The following is a 23,247-nucleotide window of genomic DNA, read 5'->3' on the forward strand; positions in this document are numbered from 1 at the left end:
CGCCCGTGCCGACATTTGAATTGAGCTGGCGGGACGACCTTTCAAAACCGGCTGGACAATCGCTGTCTGCAAAGATCTTCCTTATGTAACGCGTCAAGGCTTCCAGCATGGGCCATCGATAGCGTACACAGTCCATTCAGGTGGTATCTATCCAGCCGATCGCCGCAGCCATTCCCGCGGCGAGCGTTGATGGCAGCCGATCCGGGCGGCGAACCACGCCAGTCGAAGTAAGCGGACGATCCGGTAAGCCGGTGGATGGTTGGGCAGCCATCGGAGCGCGGATTTCGTAGAACATCGTGTGCCACGAAACCTGGAGAATTGATCGTGCACACGGTTGTGACATTTGACTCCGACGGCCTTCGCCTGGCCGGCGCCCTGCATTTCCCCTCCGACCTTGCCGAAGGCGAGCAGCGTCCCGCCATCGCTGTGCTGCACGGGTTCGGCAGCAACAAGGACGACGGCATGGTGCGGCTCGCGACGCGTCTGTTCTCGTCGCTCGGCTATGTGGTCCTGCGCTTTGACATGCGCGGTTGCGGCGACAGCGAAGGCGAACTCGGCAAGGTGCTGTGCGAGGACCAGGTGAGCGACACCCGCAACGCGGTCACCTATCTGCAGGGGCTGCGCGAAGTCGATCCGGCAAGGATTGCGGTCATGGGCCACAGCTTCGGAGCGGCCGTGGCAGTCTATGCCGCCGGCGTCGATCCTCGCATCGTGGCCTGCATCTCCTCGGCCGGATGGGGCGACGGCGAAGTGAAACTGCGCCAGCAGCATGCCGATCCGGGCGCCTGGGAGCGTTTCGAGGCGATGGTGAAAGAAGGCCGCGCGCGCCTGGCCAAGGGCCAGTCGATGCGGGTCTCGCGCTTCGACATCGTGCCCATTCCGCCCGCCATGCGCGGCAACCTGCCCGCAGGAAGCTTCATGGAATTCCCGTTCGAGGTCGTCGAGAGCATGCTGCGCTTCCGGCCGAACGAGGTGGCCGGCAAGATTGCACCGCGTCCGCTCCTGCTGCTGCATCCCGCCGAGGATTCGGTCACGCCGACGGAGCAGTCGATCGAGTTGTTCCGCAACGCCAGGATGCCGGCCGAACTGCATCTGCTCGCGCAGATCGACCATTTCATCTTCTCCGATGACAACCAGGCAGCCCTGAACCTGGTCACGGACTGGCTGCACAAGTTCTTCCCGGCCCGCCAGGCGCCGCTGGAGACGGCATGACCGTGCGCCCCGCCCCGTGGATCTCCGCAGCCGGACTGCAGGCCTACGCACAGGCGCTGCTGGGTTCGGCGGGGCTGGAGAGGCCAGCTGCTGCAGTCGTGGCCGAGAGCCTGGTGTGGGCTGACCTGCGCGGTTCGCCCGGACACGGAGTCTCGCGTATCCCGCAATACGCCGCGTGGCTCGCATCGGGCGAGATCAATGGCCGCGCACAACCGCGCGCGGGGCTCAGCCTGCCCGCGTTGACCGTGATCGAGGGCGATCGCTGCGCCGGTGCACTCGGTATGCGTGTTGCTGCCAGGCAGGCGATCGCGGGGGCGCGCCGGGCCGGAGCCAGCCTCGTGCTGCTGCGGGAAACGACGCATACCGGCGCGCTAGGCTTCCATACGGCCCATGTCGCTGGCGAGGGAATGTTTGCCATGGCCATGGCCGCTTCGGGACCGTTGATGGCCTACCATGGCGCCGCGGTCGCGGGTGTCTCCACCGCGCCGCTGTCCATGGCCTGCCCCACGCGCGGCGAGCCGATCGTGTTCGACATGGCCGCGGGCGCCGTCGCCTTCGGCAAGCTCATGCAGGCCCGGGCCGCGGGCCGGCGGCTCGAGCCGGGCTGGGCCATGGACGCGATGGGCAACGCCACCACCGACGCGAACCTGGCCGCGACGCCGTTGCCATTGGGCGGTCCGAAGGGATCGGGCCTGGCGCTGATGGCCGAGATCGCATGCAGCCTGCTGACCTGCCATCCGATCCTCTCCCCTGCCCTGTCGGATCCCGCGGCCACCCATCGCCACACGCAGAACGCGTGGATGCTTGCGGTCGATATCGCGCAAGTCGTAGAGCCTTCGCAGTTTGAAGCGCAGCTGGCCGAACTGGCGGCGGCCATCCACAAGCTGCCGGCCTCTGGCGAGGGCCCGCCACGATTGCCCGGAGAGCGCGGCTACGCCGAAGCGCGCGAGCGACAGGCGACCGGCATTGCCCTGACGCCCGCAACGGCTGATGCGCTGGAAGCGCTTGGCCATCAGACCGGCATCCGTGCCCCTTGGGCCTAGACTCGTTGCCGGTGCGCTCGCTCCGGCGCGTTCCGGCCGCGGCACGAAGCCAGCCCGAAGAGTGCAAAAAGCGGCCTTTACATGCCTGCCGGGTGGACGCGGTTCCACATTCCAACTGAAACGCAACAGTTGCGCCGCCTTTCTCTTGACGCCCGCCATATCGGTGACATAATCCATCGTTGCAAACGTTTGCAACGTTAGCTGCATCAGGCGATTGTCGAAGCACTTGGAGGGGACTCCTCTTCTGCACGCAGGCGCCTTTTGCATGCCCGCTTGCCTGCTTGAGGAGAGAATTTGAATGGCAAAGGACCGCCAGATACGCATCGTCCATGGCAGCTTCGGTCGGGCCACCCTGCATCGCCTATCGGGGCCCCTCGTCGCGCATGCCCATGCGGAGTTCCACTTGATCTTCAAGCTCGGCGGCTCGGACGCACACTTCCGCATCGACGACCGGCCGCTGACGCTGACCGACGGCTGCGCGTTGCTGGTCAATCCCTGGTCGACCCATGCCAAGAGCGCCAGGGCAGGCTCGCCTTCACTGCTGCTGGCGTTGCTGCTGGAACCGGAGTGGCTCGGGCGCACGCTCGGGGTCGAAAACCCCGCCAGTGGCCTGCGCTTCAGCGATACGCTGGTGCGCATGGACGCGGATACCATTGCATCGTTGACGGCGCTGGGAAACTGCCTCGCCCGCGATCTCGCCGACGATCTGACCATTGGCTCCGCGGATTGCGAGACCGCTGTCGCCGACCTGGCGCTCAGGGTCTCGGCCCATCATCTCCAGCGGCGCTCCATGACTGAAGTGCTGGCCAGCACCAGGCCTCTGGACTACCGGATCAAGCGCGCGACCGAGTACATCCGCAGCCACGCGGGAGAAAATCCTAATGTCGAGACGGTCGCCAGCGCGGTGGGCATGTCGCGCAGCCGGCTGTTCCACCAGTTCAAGGCCTGCATGGGCATTTCGCCACAGCAATACCTGGACTGGATCCGGATCGGCATCGCCACGCGCCTGCTGGCGGAGCGCCACGCCAGCATCGGCGACGTTGCTCACCAGCTCGGCTTCAGCGCGCAAGGGCACTTCACGAGATTCTTCGTCCAGCACCTGGGGCTCAGCCCCTCGGAATTTCGCCGGACCGGCATGCCGGGAGGAGCGCCGGGCGACTGAGACGCCCCACCCCGCCCGGGCCGCGAAGCCTCAGCCGCGCAGCGAGCGCGACAGCTTTTCCCGGAAGGTCGCATCGAACACCGACTTGGGCAGCATGCCATGCACGGTCTTGGCCGGGATCGACGTGTAGTTGCTGGCGGTCTGGTTGGAGTACTGCGTGATGCGGAAGTCGGTCGTGATACTGGCGAGCGAGTACACATCCTGCGGCTCCATGCCCGTCGCGGCGCTGACCCAGTCGAGCATCTGCCGCAGGCATGCCACCAGCGCCTCGTCCAGGTTCTTGCCGAAGCCGAGAACGATCCAGTGCGTGGGGGTCTCCGCCATCGGCAAAGCCAGGGGCCGCTGCTTGTGCAGGAAATACTGGATCCGCATGTCTTCCATCGCGGTTTCGATGGCGGTCTGGTTGACCACGCCGTCGCCCTGCGCGGCATGCGAGTCACCGGTCCAGATCATCGCGCCGGGCCGCTGGACAGGCAGGAACAGCGACGTGCCCTCGACCAGTTCGCGCAGCACGAGGTTGCCGCCATACGCGCCGCTGAGGATGCCGCTGACCGGTTCGTCGCCGGCAGGCTGCACCGCCATCACGCCCTGGAACGGCGCCAGCTTGATGCGGATGCCCGGCGCGAACTCGGTGTACTGCCGGCCCTCGTCAAACTTGAAATAGCGCAGGTACGGCTTGGCGAAGTCGTTCGGCAGTGCGCCGACCCCCTTGGGTGCGGAGTTCCATCCCCAGCCGATCGGGCGCAGCCTCACCATGCGGCACTCGACCACGTCGCCGGGCATCGCCCCGCGCAGTTCCACCGGCCCGACATTCGAATACGGTCCCTGCGGAAACCGCTTGCGCACCGGCTCGCGGTCCTCGAAGCTCATGCCATATGCGGCGCCGTTGGCCCAGTTGACCCAGGTATTCGGATACATCACCAGGTCGCCCGACTCGATGCTGGCGACCGGCGCTGCCTTGGGATCGAGAATGCCGACGCGCACGGACTCGCTGGCGGACTCGATGCGGTGGATCTTGCCCGGTTGCGTCACGGGCAGCGGAGCGGCGCCGGACGCAGCCGCCGGCGCGGCGCGCCCCGCCTTACCCTGCGCCGCCGCGTTCAGCGACGCCGCGCCGAGGCCGAGCGCGCCAGCGGCCTTCAGCCAGTGTCTCCTGTCTATCATCATTGTTCTGGTTCCTTTTCGATTGAGCCGTCCACGGGAACTTGGCCTAGTTGAGATAGCCACCAGTCTTGGCGACGATCCTCTGCGCACGCTGCGTTTCGCTGGCCAGGCGGTTGGTCAGGCCGGTCACGCCGGTCTGGCTGAAGGCCGTGTCCACGCTCAGGCCGGCCAGCTTGGCGCGGATTTCGGCATCGTTCATGATGGTGTGGATCTCGCCACGCAGCCGCTCGACGATGGGCGCCGGCGTGCCCTTCGGCGCAAACACGCCATACCAGACGGTGATGTCGTACCCGGGAATGCTTTCGGCCACGGTCGGCACGCCGGGCAGGGCCTTGAGCCTGCCGCTCGTGCCGACGGCCAGCAGCTTGAGCTTGCCGGCGTTCACATGCGGCATGTACTCGAGCAGCGGTCCGGTCGCCAGGTCGATATGCCCGGCGATCATGTCGTTGATGGTCGGGCCGCTGCCCTTGTACGGGATATTGGCGATATCGACGCCGGCCATCGTCTTGATCATCTCGAGCGGATAGCTGGTCGGGCCGCCGTAGTTGACCTTGCCGGGATTTGCCTTGCCATAGGCGATCAACTCGGGAACGGACTTGTATGGCGTGCGCGGGTTCGTGACCAGCACCAGCGGCGACTCGCCCAGCGGTGCCACGGGCACCAGGTCGTGCGTCACGTCATAGGGCAGCTTGCGGTAGAAGGCGGCGTTGACGCCATGGATGCTGTTCAGGATGCCGATCGTGTGCCCGTCCGGCGCTGCGCGCACGAGCGCTTCGGCGCCGATGTTGCCGCTGGCGCCGGGCCGGTTTTCCACCACGACCGGCTGCCCCAGCACGCTCGACAGGCGCTGTGCCACGGCCCTGGCCAGCACATCGTTGATGCCGGCCGGCGGAAACGGAACGATGAAGGTGATCGGCTTCGACGGCTTCCACGCGGCTTGCGCACTGGCGTCCGCGGCGGCGTTGGCGACGCCCGGAAGCAGGCCCGCGGCGGCCACGGCCAGCGTGGCGCCGATGGCCACCGCCATGGCGGCAAGCTTGCCCAGCCGCCGCGGCACGGCGTGGGATGACGGAGAATTCCGGCTTTGCATTGACTCTGGTCTCCTTGTGAATCGCGATTCGTGGGCGACAGGGTCAGCCCAGGCTCGTACTCTCGCTGATCCGGACACAAGGTGCTTCCCCATTTGGGGAGCCGTTTACCAAAACGTCCTCCGTTCTGCGACTTCGCCATGCCTGCCGGCCTTCGCCCGGCGCCGCGCGGGCCGCACTTACCGGATTGTCCAAGAACTTGACAGCTGCCCGGCTCGCGCCGCGGCGGCTCATGCAAGATGAAGCGCCACATCCACGACCGGAGCAAACTCTATGCATCCACAGCAGAACGGAGCCGTAGTCACCATCGGCAACGGACCCATCCATGTCATCGGCCTGCACGGCTGGTTCGGACATGCGCGCGGATGGGGTCCGCTTGTCGACGTGCTCGACGGCGACCGTTTTACCTACGCCTTCCTCGACTACCGTGGCTATGGTGCCCGGCGTGCGGTCCCGGGCAATTTCGACATGCGCGAGATCGCCGCCGACGTGCTGTCGCTTGGTGACGAACTCGGATGGCAACGCTTCTCGCTGATCGGGCACTCGATGGGCGGCAAGGCCATGCAGGCCGTCGCCCTGCTCGCCCCCGCGCGCGTCACGGCCATGGTCGGCATCACGCCCGTGCCGCCCACGCCGGTGCCGTTCGATGCGGCAACGCGCTCGCTGTTCGAGCGGGCCGCCGACGAGTACGCGGCAAGAGTTGCGGTGCTGGATCATTCGACCGGCGAGCGCCTGAGCCGGCATTGGGTCGAGAAGATGGTCCGGGCCTCGACCGAACATGCCGCCCCCGAAGCATTTGGCGCGTATTTCCGGGCATGGGCCGACACTGACTTCTTCGCCGACATGACCGGTACCAAAATCCCCACGCTCCTGCTGGTCGGCGAGCACGATCCCTCGTTGACGGCCGACGTCATGCAGCAGACCTACGGCCGGGCATTCGCGGACCTGGACATCGATGTCATCCGCAACGCGGGACACTATCCGATGGACGAGACGCCGGTCGATCTCGCCACGCGCATCGAGTGCTTCCTTGCGGATGTCGAGGCCCGCAGCCGCTCCTGATGCGCAACGCGCCTGACGGTACTGTGCCCGGCAGGCGCGCATGACATGAACGAGGCGCCCCAGGGGCGCATCCAACGTTCAGGGTGCTTCGGTCGCCCCGATCGCGGCCATGCCGCGCCGACCGATTTCCTCGTCCACGTCGGACGGCCCCCCGCTCACGCCGACGGCTCCGACCAGGCGCCCATCGACGTAGATGCCAAGCGACCCCTGCGAAGGAAAGACCGGCCCGCCATAGACGAGCGAGCTCATCTGGCCGAAGACGATGGGATTGGCCTGATAGCGCTTCACGAGTTCAGCGCCGGAGGCACCACCGGTCGCCGCCGAGGCGATGGCCTTGCCGCGCGCGACGTCGAAGGTCCCGAACGGGGCGCCATCCATTCTTACACCGCTCAGGAAGTGGCCGGCGACATCGACCACGACGATGCTGACCGGGACCTTGCGGTCCGCGGCAAACTGTTTGGCCGCGTCGGTCAGGCGGACCGCGGCATCCGCGCCGAGCGTCTGCATTGGTGTCACGCCTGCCGCCGATGCGATCGATGCGCAGAACAGATGCAGCCCGAAAGCCGCGGCGAAGATGGAGCGCTTCATGGATTCTCTTATGCTTTGCGGGATGGGATCGCCGTTGCCGGCAGCGGCAGCTGGCCGCCGCGCCGGCGTGCCGGTCAGAACAGGTGGCGCATGCCCATCATGACGCCACTCGGGTCGGACACGCTGGTCGCGGTGACCTCGTTGGGAATGTTCGAGAACGTGTAGTTGGCCTTGTTGGTGTTCCAGATCTTGCTGGCGTTGGTGTAGAGCGTTGTCCGCTTGGACAGCGAATACTGGTAGCCGATCGACGCCTGCTGGCCACGGTTGGACGTGCCAACCGATTGTTGCATGCCGTACGCCAGCAGCACCAGCCCGGCACCGCCGACGGGAATGGTGGTGCCCACATGGAAGCCACGATCCTTGAGCGTCGACTGCCCCGGCACCCATCGCGTTGCCTGGCGTACGTTGGCGAACACCTTCAGCCACGGGAACTCGTAGGTAGCGCCGATCGCCCGCTCGTCGCGGTCGGCGTCGGCGACCGCGTTGATGCTGTAGGTACGTTCGTAAGCCACGCCCAGCCACAGCGGACCGCGGGCATAGGTCAGCCCGATACCTGCAAACCGGTCTGCGTCGCGCGGCGCGCTGGTCCGCTCGGCGCCGAATGAATAGAGCAGGCTGGCTTGCAGGCCGCCGAGCTCGGGGCTTTCGTAGCGGACCGAGTTGTCGGCGCGCGCCGTCAGGCTGCTGCCCGCGGGTCCGCTGTTCTGCAGGCGACCGAGCGGCCCGTAAGGCGAGAAGCCGAAGGCCGACGCCTGTCCCTCGATGTAGTAGATCGGCGTGTTCTGCCGGCCCAGCGTCAGCGCGCCCCAGTCGTTGCTGCTCAGGCCGACCCAGGCCTGGCGGCCGAACAGGCGCCCGCCCTGCTGGGCCGTGCCGCTGTCGAGCGCCAGTCCCGTCTCCAGCGTGAAGACTGCCGACATCCCTTGCCCCAACTCCTCTTTGCCGCGCAGGCCCCACCGCGACTGATACAGCCCGCCGTCCTCGACCCGCGCAACATGATTCGACCCTGACTTGACATACTCCATGTAAAGATCGGCTACGCCATAAAGGGTCACCCCCGATTGTGCCGCCGCCATGCCAGGCACTGTTGCCATCGCCACCACCAAGAGTGCTCCCATCCTCTTCATGCGTCTCTCCTCGCTGTTCCGTCCTGTTTGACGATATGGTTCTTGCACGGTCTTCGACCGTCGCAGCAAGGGTATGGGTTGGCGCAGCGAATGCATTAACCCAATCGTCCCGCCAATTGGAAACGTGTCCGCATTGCGCAACCATCCCGATCACGCGCCGCGATTTACCGCGACGGCGTGGGGGTTTGCCGGGAATATTGGTGGGATCGAAAAGGCGACGAAGAGGCAAGGAAGGCGCAGCAGAAAGGTTCCGGTAAAAAAGAAAGAGGCCGGGTTGAATCCGGCCTCGGATGAATTCGCCATCTCCCGGCGGCATTGATCGATACAACGGATGTCGCGAGCGCCTGACGACGGAATGCCACGCTGGATATGCCTACAGGTTCCGACTGAACTCGTAGTTGTATGGGTCGCTGGTGAAACGATGCGTATTGTCGGCCCCCATCTGCGGACCGGCACAACCCATCACGCTCAGCGTGATCGCGCAGAGTATTGCGGCAGCCAGAAGTCGGATCATGATGCACCTCGCCTCGAGAACGCCCGCCACGGTACGGCGGAAGCGTGAATTGAGTCTATACCGGCTGCGCCGGGTTGCCATTTCCCGAACGAATGGATCATTGCCGGCAGGCACGACCGGACAGCTTTTCCCTGAATCGTGCATTTCTCGCGCAGGGGCCGCCATCGGGCCCCAGCCCGCTTATGTCGTACAAGCGATACGTTGCATGCCGGTTGGTGATGAGCGATTCACCTCTCGCTTCAAAAGCGGTAGCGCATATAACCGGTATAGAAGTTACTGCCGGGATTAGGCGCCTTGATACCGGCATTCGAGACATGCTGGAAGCGAAAGCCGGCTTCAGCGTTCAGCTTTGGACCGAAGGCCACGCCAATGCCAACCATGTCGGAAAACTGGAACGCCGTGCTGAAGTTGTGTTCCTCGGACGTACTGGTGTGGCTCAATAGCCGGACTCCAATGGAGGCTTCCAGGAATGGCACCAGCGACCATGCGCGCTTCTCGACCCGGAGGATTGGGGAAAATCCGAATTCGGTAACGTTCTGCTGCCTGGTGCCGCTGCGCGAATCCCATTGCGCCAGTTCGGCCTCCCATTGCAGCCTTGCCTGCCAGCTTTGGGGGTTGCCCCACGCAAATCCGGAATCCCAGTTGATGCCAATTTCGTACTTGTTGATATTGTGCGATGGGTCGCGGCCGAAGGCTGCGTGGATGGCCGGCTCCGCCCAGGCGGGTGCGGCCATTGCCGCAATCAGTGCAATTGACGCGCACCAGACGCGAAGGCGCAAAGCCGCCGCCCGTGATGGCAGTGATACTGCGCCGTGCCCAAATAGCGTCATCGAATCCGCATTCTTCATCAAATGGCTCCGTGCCAATTTATATCGCTTGGTGATTGGTAAGAATTTCCTTCCGGAAAGTGCTTAACGGTAGCAATTGCCCCCGGCAGTGTCAGTTATCCGCCCGGTCCGTCTGTCATGCCGGAGGTATGAGTCGACGAACCCAAGGACCCATTGCATTGGCCGATATCAACGGCTCGCTCTTGCGCAGCGTAACCGGCGCGAGCGTCATGCATTGAGCACGGCGTGTTCACAGGTCTTTGGCAGGAGTCCGAGGGCGGGCTGTCAGGCAGGCACGGGCGTGTTATCGGCGGTTTGACCCTGGACCTTTAATTCAAATTGTTTGAATAACTACTGCAACCCGTAGCGCCTCTGGCAGCACAGGCCATCGCTATAGTTCTGCACATGGCGGCGCCAACTACGGAAAAGCTGCCAGATCAACGCTTCAAACTGACTGAATCAATTCACCGGAGACCACCATGTCGAACGCCAAACTGCAAGTCCTGACCCCACGCAATAGCCAACTGATCATCATCGACCATCAGCCCCAGATGGCCTTCGGCGTGCAGTCGATGGACCGCCAGACCATGAAGAACAATGTCGTGGGCCTGGCCAAGGCGGCGAAGATCTTCGACGTGCCGACCACGATCACCACCGTCGAAAGCGAATCGTTCTCCGGCTACACCTATCCCGAACTGCTCGACGTGTTTCCCGGCAAGCAGACGCTGGAACGCACCTCGATGAACTCGTGGGATGACCAGAAGGTGCGCGATGCACTGGCCGCCAACGGCCGCAAGAAGATCGTCGTCGCGGGCCTGTGGACCGAGGTCTGCAACACGACCTTCGCACTGAGCGCGATGCTCGAAGGCGACTACGAGATCTATATGGTGGCCGACGCATCCGGCGGCACCACCAAGGAAGCCCACGACTACGCGATGCAGCGCATGATCCAGGCAGGCGTGGTGCCCGTGACCTGGCAGCAGGTGATGCTCGAGTGGCAGCGCGACTGGAAGAACCGCGAAACTTACGAAGCCGTGACCGGCCTTGCCAAGGAACATTCCGGCGCCTACGGCATGGGCATCGACTACGCCTACACGATGGTGCACAAGGCAGCGCAGCGTACCGCCACGCCGCACGCCTCGATCGCCCCGGTCCATGCGCCGGTGATCGAACGCTGATTCGTGCCCATTGCCAGCACCCGGGAGCAATCGAAATGAAATCACCAAAACGCATTGCCAACGGCGCCCTGCTGCTCGGTTGCTGGCTGGCCATCGGCACCTCGAGCGTGGCTGCCGCGGCGATGGTCGCGCAGGTCTTGGCCTGACGGACGCGCATCACGAAATGCGCAGCCTGCGGCGATCCGGCTCGTCATGCGGATCGTCTGCGGAAAATGGATCAGCGATCTGCCTTGCAGATGCCGAGTTGCTGCGCCATCAGTACCAGGCCGGCAAACGTGCGCGCCTTCATCTTGCGCATGGCCTGCCCGCGATGGATCTTGACGGTGACTTCGCTGATGCCGATCTCGCCGGCAATCTGCTTGTTGAGCAGGCCGGCGACCGCCAGGCCCATCACTTCGGCTTCGCGCGGGGTCAGCGTCGCATAGCTGGCGCGCATCTCGTCGAGCTTGCTGACCGCCAGGCGACGCAGCCGGTCTTTCTCCAGCGCCGCCGACACGGCATCGAGCAGGTCCTGGTCCCGGAACGGCTTGGCCATGAAATCTTCGGCGCCGGCTTTCATGGCGGCCACGCTCATGGCAATGTCACCATATCCGGTCATGAAGATGATGGGGATGTGAATGCCCATCTGCGCCAGCCGCGTCTGCACATCCAGGCCGCTTGGGCCACGCAGGCGAACGTCCAGGACCAGGCAGCACGGTACGGCGGGCAATTGGAAATCGAGCAATTCGGCGGCAGAGGCAAATAGCGCCACTTGCATGCCCACCGAGCGAAACAGGTTGCCCAGGCCGTTGCGCAGCATCACATCGTCATCGACGATCAGCACCAGCTGTTCTTCCCTGGCATCGTCGGTCCCGGCGGGTTCCCCCGTGGTGGCTGTCACGGCGTTCTCTCCCTGAATCTTTCGCATCAACGGTTGATCGACTCACCGGTGCGCCGGCCAAAAGCGGCTGACCGATAGGTACAGCGCGATTGCCTGCCCGTATGCCCGGGCAAATCGTGCGTGCCAGAGGAGTTTCTAGCACAAGCCTTGAGGGCTTGCATTTATACCATCGGGTAGTGGCCATTTGCCCCGCCCACGTTCGAGATATTCCATCGGTTCAATCAAACTGTTCGATCTTCCTTTCGAAATTCACCGGCATTGCGCTTTGAGTCTTGCCACCTAGAATGTCAGGCAGTTGCAATGCTAGTATCGGTTCCCTGCGTGTCACCAAGCCGCATGAAGGCCGGCGAGCGATTATCGTTCGTCGCCGGCTTTCAATAAAGACGGCCGCCTCGTCACACCGGACCAGGCGCAACGACCTAGCCCCCACATGCCATTGCCGAGTTTTTCGAGTTCCGCTAGCGAGCCGACCGGACCTGCCGTGCTGCGCGATTCGCTCGGCTGCATGTCTGACGCATTGCGATACGACCAGGCCCTTGCCGCCGGGGATCTGTGCTTTTTCCGCAAGAGTTCCGCGGCCGAGGAACTGCGCCAGGTGGTGACGCCGGCTTCGGAAAGAGGATTTCTGGCCGGTGTCTCGCTGACGGGCGGTCATCGCCGCCGCATCTTCCAGCCCAACCACGCCGATACCTATGCGTTCGACGTCGGTTCGGTCTATCTGCGCAATTTCCAGGACGACTACAAGGCCGACCTCTCGGGCACGTTCGACTTTGTACTGATCGAACTCTCTCCCGCGTTCATCGAGCGCACGGCCATGGAACTTGGCCGCCCGGCAAGCCTGGCGCTGCGCGATGCCGCGGCACAGCACGACCCGGTCCTGGCCCACCTTGCGCAGGCTCTGCTGCCCGCCCTGTCCAGGCCCGGCGGCGCCAGCCGCCTGTTTGTCGATCAGCTTGGACATGCAATCGGAACCCATCTGGTCGACCAATACGGCGGCATCGCCGCCGCACGCCTGCGCGGCTCGGGCCGGCTTTCACCGCGGATCCTGGCGCGGGCCCAGGACTACCTGACGGCACGCCTGGACGATGGCTCGATATCGGTTGCCGATGTGGCCGATGCCTGCCAGTTGTCCAGGAGCCATTTTTCACGGGCCTTCCGCCAGAGTACCGGCAAGACACCGCATGAATGGCTGCTCGAACGCCGTCTTGAACAAGCGCTCGCGCTGCTGCGCACCACGGAATTGCCAATCGCCGGGATCGCGGTGTCATGCGGATTCGCCGACCAGAGCCATCTGACGCGAAGCCTTTCGAAGAAATTTGGCGTGACCCCCGGTGCCTGGCGCACGCATCGAGAATAATTCCGTTTCTCATTCCCCCTCACCTTTGCGCATCGCCGACGCCCTGCCCCATGCGCAGGGCACAAGAGGACAAGGCACAGCACAACTGTTCAAGCCAAGGGCTGGCAAAACTCCTAGATTGGCATCGGGCAAGTCGTACCTTCCATCTGAGCCGGCACGACCTTCGCCCCGATGCATGCCAAGGGAGGGCCTATCGTGATTGCCAAGCCGGCGTTGGTCGAGGGAGGCGACCGTCATGCGGACCGCTTGCCATCCGCCAGCCAGATGCATTGGCTCCCCCGGGATTGTGCGCAGCGCGTGGACCGGGACGGCGTGGGGCAGATGAATCCGGAGTTTCGCCCCGTCGCCGCCAGCGAACTCAACGCCCGGATCCTGTGGGAGGACGAAGAGCGCGTGCTCGGCCGCTGGCACGTGGAACTCGACGGCCAGGCGACGCCCGTGCTGGCAGTGTGGCCCGCCGCCGAACGCCCCACTCCGGCCAGCCTGGCCCGTCTCACGCACGAATATGGCCTGAAGGAGAGGCTGGACGGCAGCTGGGCCGCGCGCCCACTCCATCTGGCGCGGGTACATGGCCGCATGGCGTTGTTGCTCGAAGATGCGGGGGGCGAGCCGCTGGCCGGCCTGCTCGGCGTACCGATGGACGTGGGTCGCTTCCTGTGCCTGGCCATCAACATCTGCGCAGCGCTGGCGCAGCTCCACCGGCAACGCCTGGTCCACAAGGACCTCAAGCCGGCGCACATCCTCGTGAACGACGCCCTTGGCGCCGCCCGGCTGACCGGCTTCGGCCTTGCCTCGCGCCTGCCGGGCGGGTGCCAGGCGCCGGCGCCGCCGGAGGAGATCGCGGGCACGCTGGCCTATATGGCGCCCGAACAGACCGGACGCATCAACTGCGCAATCGATGCGCGCAGCGATCTCTACGCGCTTGGCGTCACGTTTTACCAAATGCTTACGGGTGTATTGCCCTTTGACGCCGGCGACCCGATGCATCTGGTGCACTGCCACATCGCCCGACAGCCGGTGCCGCCTGCCGATCGGGTTCCCGGCATTCCGGCCCTGCTTTCCGCCCTGGTGATGAAGCTGCTCGCCAAGACCGCCGCGGAGCGCTACCAGACCGCCTCCGGCCTGGAGTCCGACCTGCGGCGCTGCCTGGCTGCCTGGAACAGCGCCAGGCACATCGCGGCATTTGCGCTGGGGGAGCATGACCTGCCCGAGCGCCCGCTGCTGCCGGCACGGCTCTACGGGCGCAAGCGGGAAGTCCAGGCCCTGCTCGCCGCTTTCGACCGGGTCGCCGCTACAGGCATGCCGGAGTTCGTGCTGGTGTCCGGTTATTCCGGTGTCGGCAAGACCGCCGTCGTGCAGGAACTGCGGCGCACGCTTGCAAAGCGGCCGGGACTGTTTGCCTCGGGAAAGTTCGACCAGTTCAGGCGCGACATCCCCTATGCGACGCTGGCCCAGGCGTTCCAGGGCCTGATTCGCCCACTGCTGAGCATGAGCGAGGCCGAGCTCGAGCCGTGGCGACTCGCACTGTGCGAGGCACTGGGTCCCAACGGCGCGCTGATGGTCGCGCTCATCCCCGAACTGGAACTGATCCTCGGTCCCCAGCCTCCCGTCCCGCCGCTCCCGCCCCTGGACGCGCAGCATCGCTTCCACCGCGCCTTCCAGTGCCTGCTCGGTGTCTTTGCGCGCGCCGAACGTCCGCTCGCCATCTTCCTCGACGACCTGCAGTGGCTGGACGCGGCGACGCTGGATCTGCTCGCGCATCTGACGACGCAGGCCGAGGCGCGCCACCTGCTGCTGATCGGCGCGTATCGCAGCAACGAGGTCCAGCCCGGCCACGCGCTGCTCCTGCGCGTGCCGGCGATATGCGAGGCAGGCGGTCAGGTCCATGAGATCGCGCTTGGCCCGCTTGGTCCCGATGATGTCGGCGGCATGATTGCCGATGCCCTGCAGTGCGCGCCGGCGCAAGTCAGGAGCCTGGCCGGCCTGGTACAGGCCAAGACCGCCGGCAATCCGTTCTTCGCCATCCAGTTCCTCGGCGCCCTGGCCGAAGAAGGCCTGCTTGCCTTCGATCACCGGGCCTCGCGCTGGTCCTGGGACCTCGACCGCATCGTGGCCAAGGGATTTACCGACAACGTGGCGGATCTCATGTTGGGCAAGATCGCCCGTCTTCCCGCCGCGACCCGCAGCGCGCTGCAGCAACTGGCCTGCCTCGGCAACGACGCGGCCGTCGACGTGCTGAACGTGGTCCGGGGCAGCAGCCAGGCCGGCCCGAACGACCCGTTATGGCCGGCGATCCGTGCCGGGCTGCTACTACGCACCGGGACCAGCTACCGCTTTTTGCACGACCGGATCCAGGAGGCGGCCTATGGGCTCATTCCCGAAACTTCGCGACCGTCGGCGCACCTCGCGATCGGCCGCAGGCTTGCCGCGGCCACGCCGCCGGAGGCGGTCGCGGAGCATGTCTTCGAGATCGTCGGACAGTTCAACCATGGCCTCGCCCTGCTTGACGGGGACGAGGAACGCGAGCAGGTGGCCGCGCTGAACCTTCTTGCCGGCGAACGCGCCAAGGCGGCGACCGCCTACGCGTCGGCACTGGCCTACCTGAGCGCCGGCGCAACGCTGCTCGTCCGGGACACCGATCAGCGTCGCCCCGGGCTGCGCTTCGCGCTCGAATACCAGCGCGCGGAATGCGAGTTTCTCACCGGGGCATCGGAGGCGGCGCAGGTGCGCCTCGCCGGGCTTGCGGATCGCGCGCCGGCCCTGAACGACCTGGCCCGCGTCACTCAACTGCGGCTGGAGCTGTATCTGGCGCTTGGGCAGCGCGAGCGCGCGGTTGAAGTCGGTCTCGATTTCCTAAGCCGTGCCGGCGTCCGGTGCCCTGCGAAGCCCGGTCGCGACGAAATGCTGCGGGAGTATGACGCGATGTGGCGCCGCATCGGCAACCGCCCCATCGAGGCGCTGCGCGATCTGCCCTTGATGACCGATGCAGCCGCAAAAGCAACGATGGACGTCCTGGCCGCGCTCATGCTGCCGGCCTGGTACACCGACGTCAACCTGGGCGCGCTGATCATCGCCAGGATGGCGAACCTGAGCCTCGAGCACGGCAATTGCGACGCCTCCTGCCTCGGCTATGCCTGGCTGGGGCTGATCCTGGAGCCCCAATCAGGCGACTACGAGGCTGCCTTCCGCTTTGGCCAACTGGGCCTGGACCTGGTCGAGCGCGGCGGGCTGGACCACTTCAAGGCGCGCGTCTACCAGGCCTTCGGCGGCCACGTGATGCAATGGACCCGGCCGATCCGCAGCGCCCGCGGCCTGGTGCAACGCGCCTTCGACGTGGCGACCAGGATGGGCGATCTCACCTACGCCTGCTTTGCCCACAACAACCGCATTACCCAGATGCTGGCCAGCGGCGATGCGCTCGCCGAAGTGCAGCGGGACGCCGAGGCCCTGAAGGACTTTGCCTGTCGGGCCAGGTTCAGCCTGGCGGTCGACCGGGTGACCCCTCAGCTCCAGCTGGCCCGATCGCTGCGCGGCCTGACGCCGGTGTTCGGTTCGCTGAGCGATGCCGGCTTCGACGAAGCCGCCTACGAGCAGTATCTCGACGCGTCGCCGGGTCCGACGCTCGCCACCTGCTGGTACTGGATCCGCAAGCTGCAGGCGCGCTATCTCTCGGGCGACTACGCGACGGCGCTGGCGGCCGCGGCTCGCGCCGAAGGGCTGCTGTGGACCTGCCCCTCGTTCTTCGAGCAGGCGGAATTTCATCTCTACGCGGCCCTTGCACGTGCCGCCTGCGTCGAAAACGCCACGGCGCCGGAACGCGCGGGGCAGTTGGAGATCATGGCCGTCCATCATCTCCAACTGCGGACCTGGGCGCAGCATTGTCCCGGGAACTTCGAGGACCGTGCCGCGCTGGTCGGCGCGGAGATCGCCCGACTCGAGGGACGCGAAACGGATGCGATGCACCTCTATGAGCAGGCGCTGCGCGCCGCGCGTGACAGCGATTTCGTCCATGGCCAGGCGCTCGCCAACGAGCTGGCCGCACGATTCTATGCCGGGCGCGGCTTCGACAAGATTGCCCGCGTCTACCTGCAGGATGCGCGCCATCATTACCTGCGCTGGGGTGCCGACGGCAAGGTGCGGCAACTCGACGCGCACCATCCGCACCTCTGCGCAGGCGAGCGCGAGCCCGCCCCGACGGCGACGATCGGCGTGCCGGTCGAACAACTGGACCTGGCGACCGTCATGGCTGTGTCGCAGGCCGTGTCGGGCGAAATGGTGCTGGACAAGCTGCTGGACACGCTCATGCGCACGGCGCTCCAGCACGGCGGCGCGGAGCGCGGATTGCTGATCCTGCCGCGCGGATCGGAGCAGCGCGTCGTCGCCGAAGCGATGACCGCCGGGGCATCCGTCTCAGTGCGGCTGTGCAGCGACGGCGTGACCACCAGCGCGATGCCTGTGTCGATCCTGCGCTATGTGCTGCGCACGCGCGAGAACATCATCCTCGACCACGCCGCCGAGCAGAACCCGTTCTCGAACGACCCGTACATCGTGCAGCGCCAGGCGCGTTCGATCCTCTGCCTGCCGCTGCTGGTGCGTGCCAAGCTGATCGGCGTCCTCTACCTTGAGAACCATCTCGCGCCGCGCGTGTTCGCCCCGGCGCGCATCGCAGTGCTGAAGCTGCTCGCCTCGCAGGCGGCGACCGCCCTGGAGAATGCCTACCTGTACCGTCGTCTCGAACGCCGCGACGCGAAGATCCAGAGGCTGGTCGAGGCCAACCTCATCGGGATCTTCATGTGGCGCTTCGACGGCGGCATTTTCGAGGTCAATGATGCGTTCCTGCAGATGCTGGGCTACGAACGCGAGGAATTCTTCGGTGCCAGCCTTGGCTGGACGGACCTGACCCCGGTGGAATGGCGGGAAGACGACGCCCGGCGCGCGCGGGAATTCCGGCTGAATGGCACCCTCGCGCCATTCGAGAAGGAGTTCTTCCACAAGGACGGCAGCCGCGTGCCGGTGCTGATCGGTTCCGCCCTCTTCGAGGACGGCGATGACCGTGGCGTATCGTTCGTGCTCAACCTGACCGAGCGCAAGCGCGCCGAAACGGCGCTGCGCCAGGCACAGGTGCAACTGGCCCATGTCACGCGCGTCACGACACTGAGTGCGCTGACTGCTTCGATCGCGCACGAGGTCAGCCAGCCGCTGGCCACCATCGTGTCCAACGCGCACTCCGCCCTGCGCTGGCTGGCGCGCCAGCCACCCGACCTTGGCGAAGTTCGGGACGCGGTCAACGACATCGTCCAGGCCGGCCATCGGGCCGGGGCGGTCATCGGCGGTATGCGGGCGCTGTTCAGGAAGACCACGGCCGCGCCGGCACCGCTTGACCTCAACGTGCTGATCGACGACACCATCGCCCTGTTGCACGGCGAGGTCACGCGGCAGCAGATCCAGATCCGGACCGACCTGGCAGCCGACCTGCCCAGGGTGGTGGGCAACCGCGTGCAGTTGCAGCAGGTCCTCCTCAACCTTGTCATGAATGGCGTCGAGGCGATGAACGACACCGAGGAACACCGCCGCGAAATCGTTATCCGCTCGCGGCGCGATGCCAGCGGCGCGGCAATGGTCGCCGTCTGCGATAGCGGCACCGGGCTGGATCCGCGCAATGCGGACAAGATCTTCGATGCGTTCTACTCGACAAAATCGCAGGGTCTCGGCATGGGGCTGGCGATCTGCCAGCTGATCGTCGAGGCTCACCGGGGCAGGTTGTTTGCCAGCGCGAATATGCCGGCGGGCGCCGTGTTCGAGCTGCTTCTGCCGCCCGCCACGCCTGAAGCGGAACGCACGCCGCATGGAGCAAGGATGCCGCCAGGGCAGCCGTCAGCTCGATGAATCGCCTGCGCTGGCCTGCAAGGCCTGCTCGATGCAGCGGATGATGTCGGTATCCTGGAACGGCTTTTTCAGGAAGCAGGCCGCGCCGGCCGCCATGGCGCGTTGCTCGGAGCCCTCCTCCGCAAAGCCGGTCATGAAGATGACGGGCTTATCGAAGCCGCTTGCGCGCAGCTGTTCGTAAAGGGCGAAGCCGTTCATGCCCGGCATCACCACGTCCGTGATCACGCAGGCGATCTGGTGCAGTTTCCCGGACTGCAGCAGTTCGCCGCCACCGCCGAACAGCTCCGCCGCGAAATCACAGGAGCGCACCAGTCGTCCCATGGCGTCCCTGACGGAAGCGTCGTCGTCGACGATGGCGATCACGGGGATGGCGGTCACACTCGATCCTTGCTCAATGGCGCGGTGACGGCAACATGTGCACCGCTTGCCAACAGCATAGCCGCGTCCAGCCCGGTCTCCATATAACACTCAAGTATTGCCCGGGTTCCCGCGCCGAACGCGCAGGTGCTGGCCAGCAGCAACCCGGCGCAGGCGCCGCACTGCAGCCTAGCGCGCATGCTCGCCCTTCGCATTGGGTTCGCCTGTCAGCGTTGGCCCCGGTGTGCCCGTGATCTTCGGCATGCACTCGCTGTGGAACCACGCCACCGTGACCGGCTCGCCAGCGATCATGCGCTTGATTGGCGGCACGACCTGTTCGCCGATCAGCATGCCCAGCAGCCCGATCAGCGCCACGGCTGGCGGAGCCGGCGAGCGCACCTGCATCAGCGCATACAGGATGCCGACCAGGACGCCGGCGCCAAGGGAAATCAGGTAGAGCTTCATGGCAGTTTCTCGATGATGAAATGGAATCACTGTGGTGCGGCCGGCATCGCGACGCCAAGCAGGTGGCGCACGCGCGGTGGCTGCTCGCCCACGTGGAAGCTGGTAACGCCGCGCTGCAGGTCGGCATCGGCATTCGGCACGCGGCGGTGCTGGCGCATGTGCTCGGCCCACGATTCCACCAGGAACCATTCCGTGAGCAGCTCCGGATCGGCCGGATCCTCCATCACGCCCCAGCTGAACGCGCCGTCGCGCAGACGCTCCTCCGACAGCTTGTGCACTGCGCGCAGGAAGGCATCGCGATGCGCCGGGGGAATGCAGTATTCGATCAGGATCATTACCGGACCGCGGTCATACGCGATCTCGCCAGCCATCTCGGGCTCCGGCCAGTGGCCCGCGGGACCGAGGTCTTCGTCTCCGCGCGGCAGCCGCAGGCGATGGAGCATGAGCGCGGCAAGGACCAGCCCGATAGCCGCGATCAGCAACGCTTGCGGCGTGCCCATGGCCTGTGCCACGAAGCCCCACAGCAGGCTGCCGCCCGCCAGCGCGCCATTGAAGACCATCTGGTAGACCGCCAGCGCACGGCCGCGCACCCAGTTCGGCAGGATGGCCTGGGCCGCGCCGCCGAGCGTGGTCAGCGCCATGATCCAGGCGGCCCCGAGCAGCAGCAACAGTGGCAACGCCAGGCCGACCGGCGGCGCAAACGACAGCACGCCCATGACGATCGCCGTGACGATGGCCGACAGCAGCACGAGGCCATCGGCATCGAGCCGCTTTTGCAGGTACGGCATCGTCAGCGCACCGAGAATGGCACCGGCGCCCACCGCCCCGAGCAGCACGCCATATAGGCCGGCGCCGCCATGCAGCAACTGACGCGCCACCAGCGGCAACAGCGCCCACACGCTGCTGCCGAACGCAAAGTGCACGGCCGCGCGCACCAGCACGACATGGAGCTGGCTGTGCGCGCGCGTAAAGCGCAAGCCGGCGCGAAAGGCGCTGAAGAAATGCTCGCGCAGCGGGTCGCGCGGCCGTTCCGGCCGCTTCCACCAGACCAGGGCGGCGACCACGAACAAGTAGCTGAGCAGGTCCACGCCGTACGTCGCCGCGGCACCGAACGCGGCCAGCAGCAGGCCGCCGGTCGCCGGACCGATGGCACGCGCGATATTGACGCCAAGCGCGTTCAGCGCCACCGCCTGCCGTAGCGTGCCCGGCGGCACCAGTTCGGGCACGATCGACTGCCACGTCGGCCCCATCATCGCCGCACCGATGCCCCCCAGGAACGCCAGGCCGATCAGGATCTCGATGGTCAGGCCCTGCCGCCACGCCAGCAGCGCGAGCGTGCCGCTGACCGCGGCCAGCGCGATCTGAATCACGATCAGGAAACGACGCCGGTCGAGGATATCGGACAGTACGCCCGCGGGAATGGCGAGCAGGAACACGGGCAATGTCGCCGCGGCCTGTATCGTTGCGACGGCCGCCGGCGAACTCGACAGGTCCGTCGCCAGCCAGGCGCTCGCCACGTCGCGCATGAAGCTGCCGATATTGCCAAGGATGGTGGCGACCCACAGTACCGCAAACGTGGGCTGCGCCAAGGGCGCGAAGGTGCCGCCTGCCGCAGGCTTCGCGCTCGCCATCGCAGGTTGCATCATGCGTCCTCCCGGGTGCGCAGGTCATGCCATGCCACCAGCACGAACGCGCCGACCAGGCCGAGATGCTCGAAGAACGCATTGGCCATCATGAACTGCGCCTCGGCCGGTGCGCTCCAGAAGCGATTGGCCAGGAAGGTCGCGCCCAGCGTGAACGCCGCCAGCGCCAGTGCGCCGAGCCAGCGGTACACGCCGGACAGGATCATCGCCGACGCTGCCAGCTCCAGGCCGATCGTGGCGGCCGCCATGGGCACGGCGGGCGCCAGCCCGAACTGCCGCATCTCGGCCACGGCGCCGGCAAAGTCGAACAGCTTGACCAGGCCGCCCTGCAGATAGGCCGCGCAGAGCAGCAGGAGCGCGACCCAGTGCAGCCAGCCGGGCAGCCGGCTCGCGGGTTCGCCGGCCACCGTTAGCGAGGAGGAGCGTGGAAGCATCGTGTCTCCGTTATCGGTCGCTGAGAATGACGCGGGGGTGCGGGGACGGGCCCGGCGTCAGAATGCCCAGCACGAGCACCCCAATGCGCCCCAAAACGTGCTTTCGTCGGATGTCGGCACGCTCGAAGTCCAGGCCCTGGCGTGTGCATGGCCGTGCACGCCACAGGAACTGGCGCAGCCGCAGGCGGTGTTCAGCGCCAGCGTGGCCGCGGCAGTCTTCGCCTGCGGACGCGGCTGGTAGCGGCTGCCGTGGCGGGCCGGCGACCAGTCCGGCATCGGCGGCGGAATTTCCGGCGAATGCTTGCCGAACTCGTTGTCGCCGTAGACCACCTTGCCGCCGAGCACCGTCATCACCGAAGTGATGTCCTGGATCTCGTCGCCCGGCACCGCGAAATAGTCGGACGACAGCACCGCCAGGTCGGCCAGCTGGCCGGCCTGGATCTGGCCCTTCTTGCCGACTTCGGACGAGAACCAGGTATTGGCCTCGGTCCACAGGCGCAGCGCGGTTTCGCGGTCGAGCAGGTTGGCCTGCGGGTACATCGACATGCCACCCACGGTCTTGCCGGTGGTCAGCCAGTACAGCGACACCCACGGGTTGTACGACGCCACGCGCGTGGCATCGGTGCCCGCACCGACCTTGACGCCCTTGGCCAGCATCTTCTTCACCGGCGGCGTGGCTTCGGCGGCCCTGGCGCCGTAGCGCTCGACGAAGTACTCACCCTGGTAGGCCATGCGGTGCTGCACGGCGATGCCGCCGCCCAGCGCCGCGATGCGGTCGATATTGCGGTCGCTGATGGTCTCGGCGTGGTCGAAGAACCAGTTCAGGCCCTGGAACGGGATGTCCCGCGCCACCTTCTCGTAGACGTCCAGCGCGCGCGAAATGGTCTCGTCATAGGTGGCGTGCAGGCGCCACGGCCAGCGCTTCTCGGCCAGCAGGCGGATCACCGGCTCGAGGTCGCCTTCCATCGACGGCGGCATGTCGGGCCGTTCGACGCGGAAATCCTCGAAATCCGCCGCGGTATAGACCAGCATCTCGCCGGCGCCATTGTGGCGATAGAGATCGTCGCCCTGGCCCGGCTTCACGGTCGAGGTCCAGGTCTTGAAGTCGTTCAGCTCTTCCTTGGGTTTCTGCGTGAACAGGTTGTAGGCCACGCGCACCGTGAGCTGCCCTTCCTTGTGCAGCTCGTCGATGATGTTGTAGTCCTCGGGGTAGTTCTGGTAGCCGCCGCCGGCATCGATCACGCCGGTCACGCCCAGGCG

The 23,247-nt window shown here is 65.9% G+C and carries 19 protein-coding genes; 7 read left to right on the forward strand and 12 right to left on the reverse strand.

Annotation, left to right across the window (positions count from 1 at the left end; all coding sequences use genetic code 11):
* The first annotated feature begins 336 nt into the window (after positions 1-336).
* The 3 genes from AC3FNH_RS31425 to AC3FNH_RS31435 all read left to right on the forward strand — a co-directional run bounded on the left by AC3FNH_RS31425 (position 337) and on the right by AC3FNH_RS31435 (position 3,417).
* Positions 337-1,212, forward strand: a complete 876-nt coding sequence (locus AC3FNH_RS31425) for an alpha/beta hydrolase (protein WP_488722867.1) — start codon at positions 337-339, stop codon at positions 1,210-1,212.
* Positions 1,209-2,255: an Ldh family oxidoreductase gene (locus tag AC3FNH_RS31430; RefSeq protein WP_488722868.1), complete on the forward strand. Its 1,047-nt coding sequence runs from the start codon at positions 1,209-1,211 to the stop codon at positions 2,253-2,255. Before AC3FNH_RS31425 ends, AC3FNH_RS31430 begins: the two co-directional genes overlap by 4 nt.
* A gap of 298 nt (positions 2,256-2,553) precedes the next feature.
* Positions 2,554-3,417: a helix-turn-helix transcriptional regulator gene (locus AC3FNH_RS31435; protein ID WP_276100526.1), complete on the forward strand. Its 864-nt coding sequence runs from the start codon at positions 2,554-2,556 to the stop codon at positions 3,415-3,417.
* Between the two features lie 30 nt (positions 3,418-3,447).
* On the opposite strand, the gene AC3FNH_RS31440 is transcribed toward AC3FNH_RS31435, so the two are convergent.
* Positions 3,448-4,584 carry an acetamidase/formamidase family protein gene (locus AC3FNH_RS31440; RefSeq protein WP_488722869.1) on the reverse strand — a complete coding sequence of 379 codons (1,137 nt, stop codon included), beginning with the start codon at positions 4,582-4,584 and terminating at the stop codon, positions 3,448-3,450.
* 43 nt (positions 4,585-4,627) lie between these two features.
* Complete coding sequence (locus tag AC3FNH_RS31445) at positions 4,628-5,671, reverse strand: Bug family tripartite tricarboxylate transporter substrate binding protein (RefSeq protein WP_488722870.1); 1,044 nt, start codon at positions 5,669-5,671, stop codon at positions 4,628-4,630.
* 271 nt (positions 5,672-5,942) lie between these two features.
* On the opposite strand from AC3FNH_RS31445, the gene AC3FNH_RS31450 reads away from it, so the two are divergent.
* Entirely contained in the window at positions 5,943-6,731 is a 789-nt protein-coding gene (locus AC3FNH_RS31450; RefSeq protein ID WP_488722871.1) for an alpha/beta fold hydrolase, read from the forward strand.
* A gap of 78 nt (positions 6,732-6,809) precedes the next feature.
* Here the strand turns inward: AC3FNH_RS31450 and AC3FNH_RS31455 are convergent, their stop codons facing one another.
* From AC3FNH_RS31455 to AC3FNH_RS31470, 4 genes are all read right to left on the reverse strand, one after another.
* The gene (locus tag AC3FNH_RS31455) at positions 6,810-7,319 is read right to left on the reverse strand and encodes a GlcG/HbpS family heme-binding protein (protein ID WP_276100522.1); all 510 of its coding nucleotides are present in this window, start codon (positions 7,317-7,319) and stop codon (positions 6,810-6,812) included.
* Positions 7,320-7,393: 74 nt separating this feature from the next.
* Positions 7,394-8,446, reverse strand: a complete 1,053-nt coding sequence (locus tag AC3FNH_RS31460) for a porin (RefSeq protein ID WP_488722872.1) — start codon at positions 8,444-8,446, stop codon at positions 7,394-7,396.
* A 373-nt stretch (positions 8,447-8,819) separates the two neighbouring features.
* A complete protein-coding gene (locus AC3FNH_RS31465) occupies positions 8,820-8,960 on the reverse strand; it encodes a hypothetical protein (RefSeq protein WP_276100518.1) in 141 nt (46 codons plus the stop codon).
* A 239-nt stretch (positions 8,961-9,199) separates the two neighbouring features.
* Positions 9,200-9,808 carry an acyloxyacyl hydrolase gene (locus AC3FNH_RS31470; protein WP_488722873.1) on the reverse strand — a complete coding sequence of 203 codons (609 nt, stop codon included), beginning with the start codon at positions 9,806-9,808 and terminating at the stop codon, positions 9,200-9,202.
* Between the two features lie 458 nt (positions 9,809-10,266).
* Between AC3FNH_RS31470 and AC3FNH_RS31475 the strand changes: the two genes are divergently transcribed.
* On the forward strand, positions 10,267-10,965 hold the full coding sequence (locus tag AC3FNH_RS31475; RefSeq protein ID WP_488722874.1) for a hydrolase: 699 nt from the start codon (positions 10,267-10,269) through the stop codon (positions 10,963-10,965).
* Between the two features lie 217 nt (positions 10,966-11,182).
* Here AC3FNH_RS31475 and AC3FNH_RS31480 read toward each other — a convergent pair whose 3' ends face one another.
* A complete protein-coding gene (locus AC3FNH_RS31480; protein WP_488722875.1) occupies positions 11,183-11,845 on the reverse strand; it encodes a response regulator transcription factor in 663 nt (220 codons plus the stop codon).
* A gap of 505 nt (positions 11,846-12,350) precedes the next feature.
* Here AC3FNH_RS31480 and AC3FNH_RS31485 point away from each other — a divergent pair.
* Complete coding sequence (locus AC3FNH_RS31485) at positions 12,351-13,202, forward strand: helix-turn-helix transcriptional regulator (RefSeq protein ID WP_488722876.1); 852 nt, start codon at positions 12,351-12,353, stop codon at positions 13,200-13,202.
* A 321-nt stretch (positions 13,203-13,523) separates the two neighbouring features.
* Positions 13,524-19,088: an AAA family ATPase gene (locus AC3FNH_RS31490; protein ID WP_488722877.1), complete on the forward strand. Its 5,565-nt coding sequence runs from the start codon at positions 13,524-13,526 to the stop codon at positions 19,086-19,088.
* Here the strand turns inward: AC3FNH_RS31490 and AC3FNH_RS31495 are convergent.
* The 5 genes from AC3FNH_RS31495 to AC3FNH_RS31515 all read right to left on the reverse strand — a co-directional run.
* Entirely contained in the window at positions 19,077-19,466 is a 390-nt protein-coding gene (locus tag AC3FNH_RS31495) for a response regulator transcription factor (RefSeq protein WP_276100511.1), read from the reverse strand. The genes AC3FNH_RS31490 and AC3FNH_RS31495 overlap by 12 nt on opposite strands.
* A gap of 168 nt (positions 19,467-19,634) precedes the next feature.
* Positions 19,635-19,910, reverse strand: a complete 276-nt coding sequence (locus tag AC3FNH_RS31500; RefSeq protein ID WP_488722878.1) for a XapX domain-containing protein — start codon at positions 19,908-19,910, stop codon at positions 19,635-19,637.
* A gap of 26 nt (positions 19,911-19,936) precedes the next feature.
* The gene (locus AC3FNH_RS31505) at positions 19,937-21,553 is read right to left on the reverse strand and encodes an MFS transporter (protein WP_488722881.1); all 1,617 of its coding nucleotides are present in this window, start codon (positions 21,551-21,553) and stop codon (positions 19,937-19,939) included.
* Positions 21,553-21,987 carry a DoxX family protein gene (locus AC3FNH_RS31510; RefSeq protein ID WP_488722879.1) on the reverse strand — a complete coding sequence of 145 codons (435 nt, stop codon included), beginning with the start codon at positions 21,985-21,987 and terminating at the stop codon, positions 21,553-21,555. Before AC3FNH_RS31510 ends, AC3FNH_RS31505 begins: the two co-directional genes overlap by 1 nt.
* A gap of 57 nt (positions 21,988-22,044) precedes the next feature.
* A partial coding sequence (locus tag AC3FNH_RS31515) for an amidohydrolase family protein (protein WP_488722880.1) occupies positions 22,045-23,247 on the reverse strand: 1,203 nt, incomplete at its 5' end.

Source organism: Cupriavidus sp. 22TCCZM01-5 (assembly GCF_057798915.1).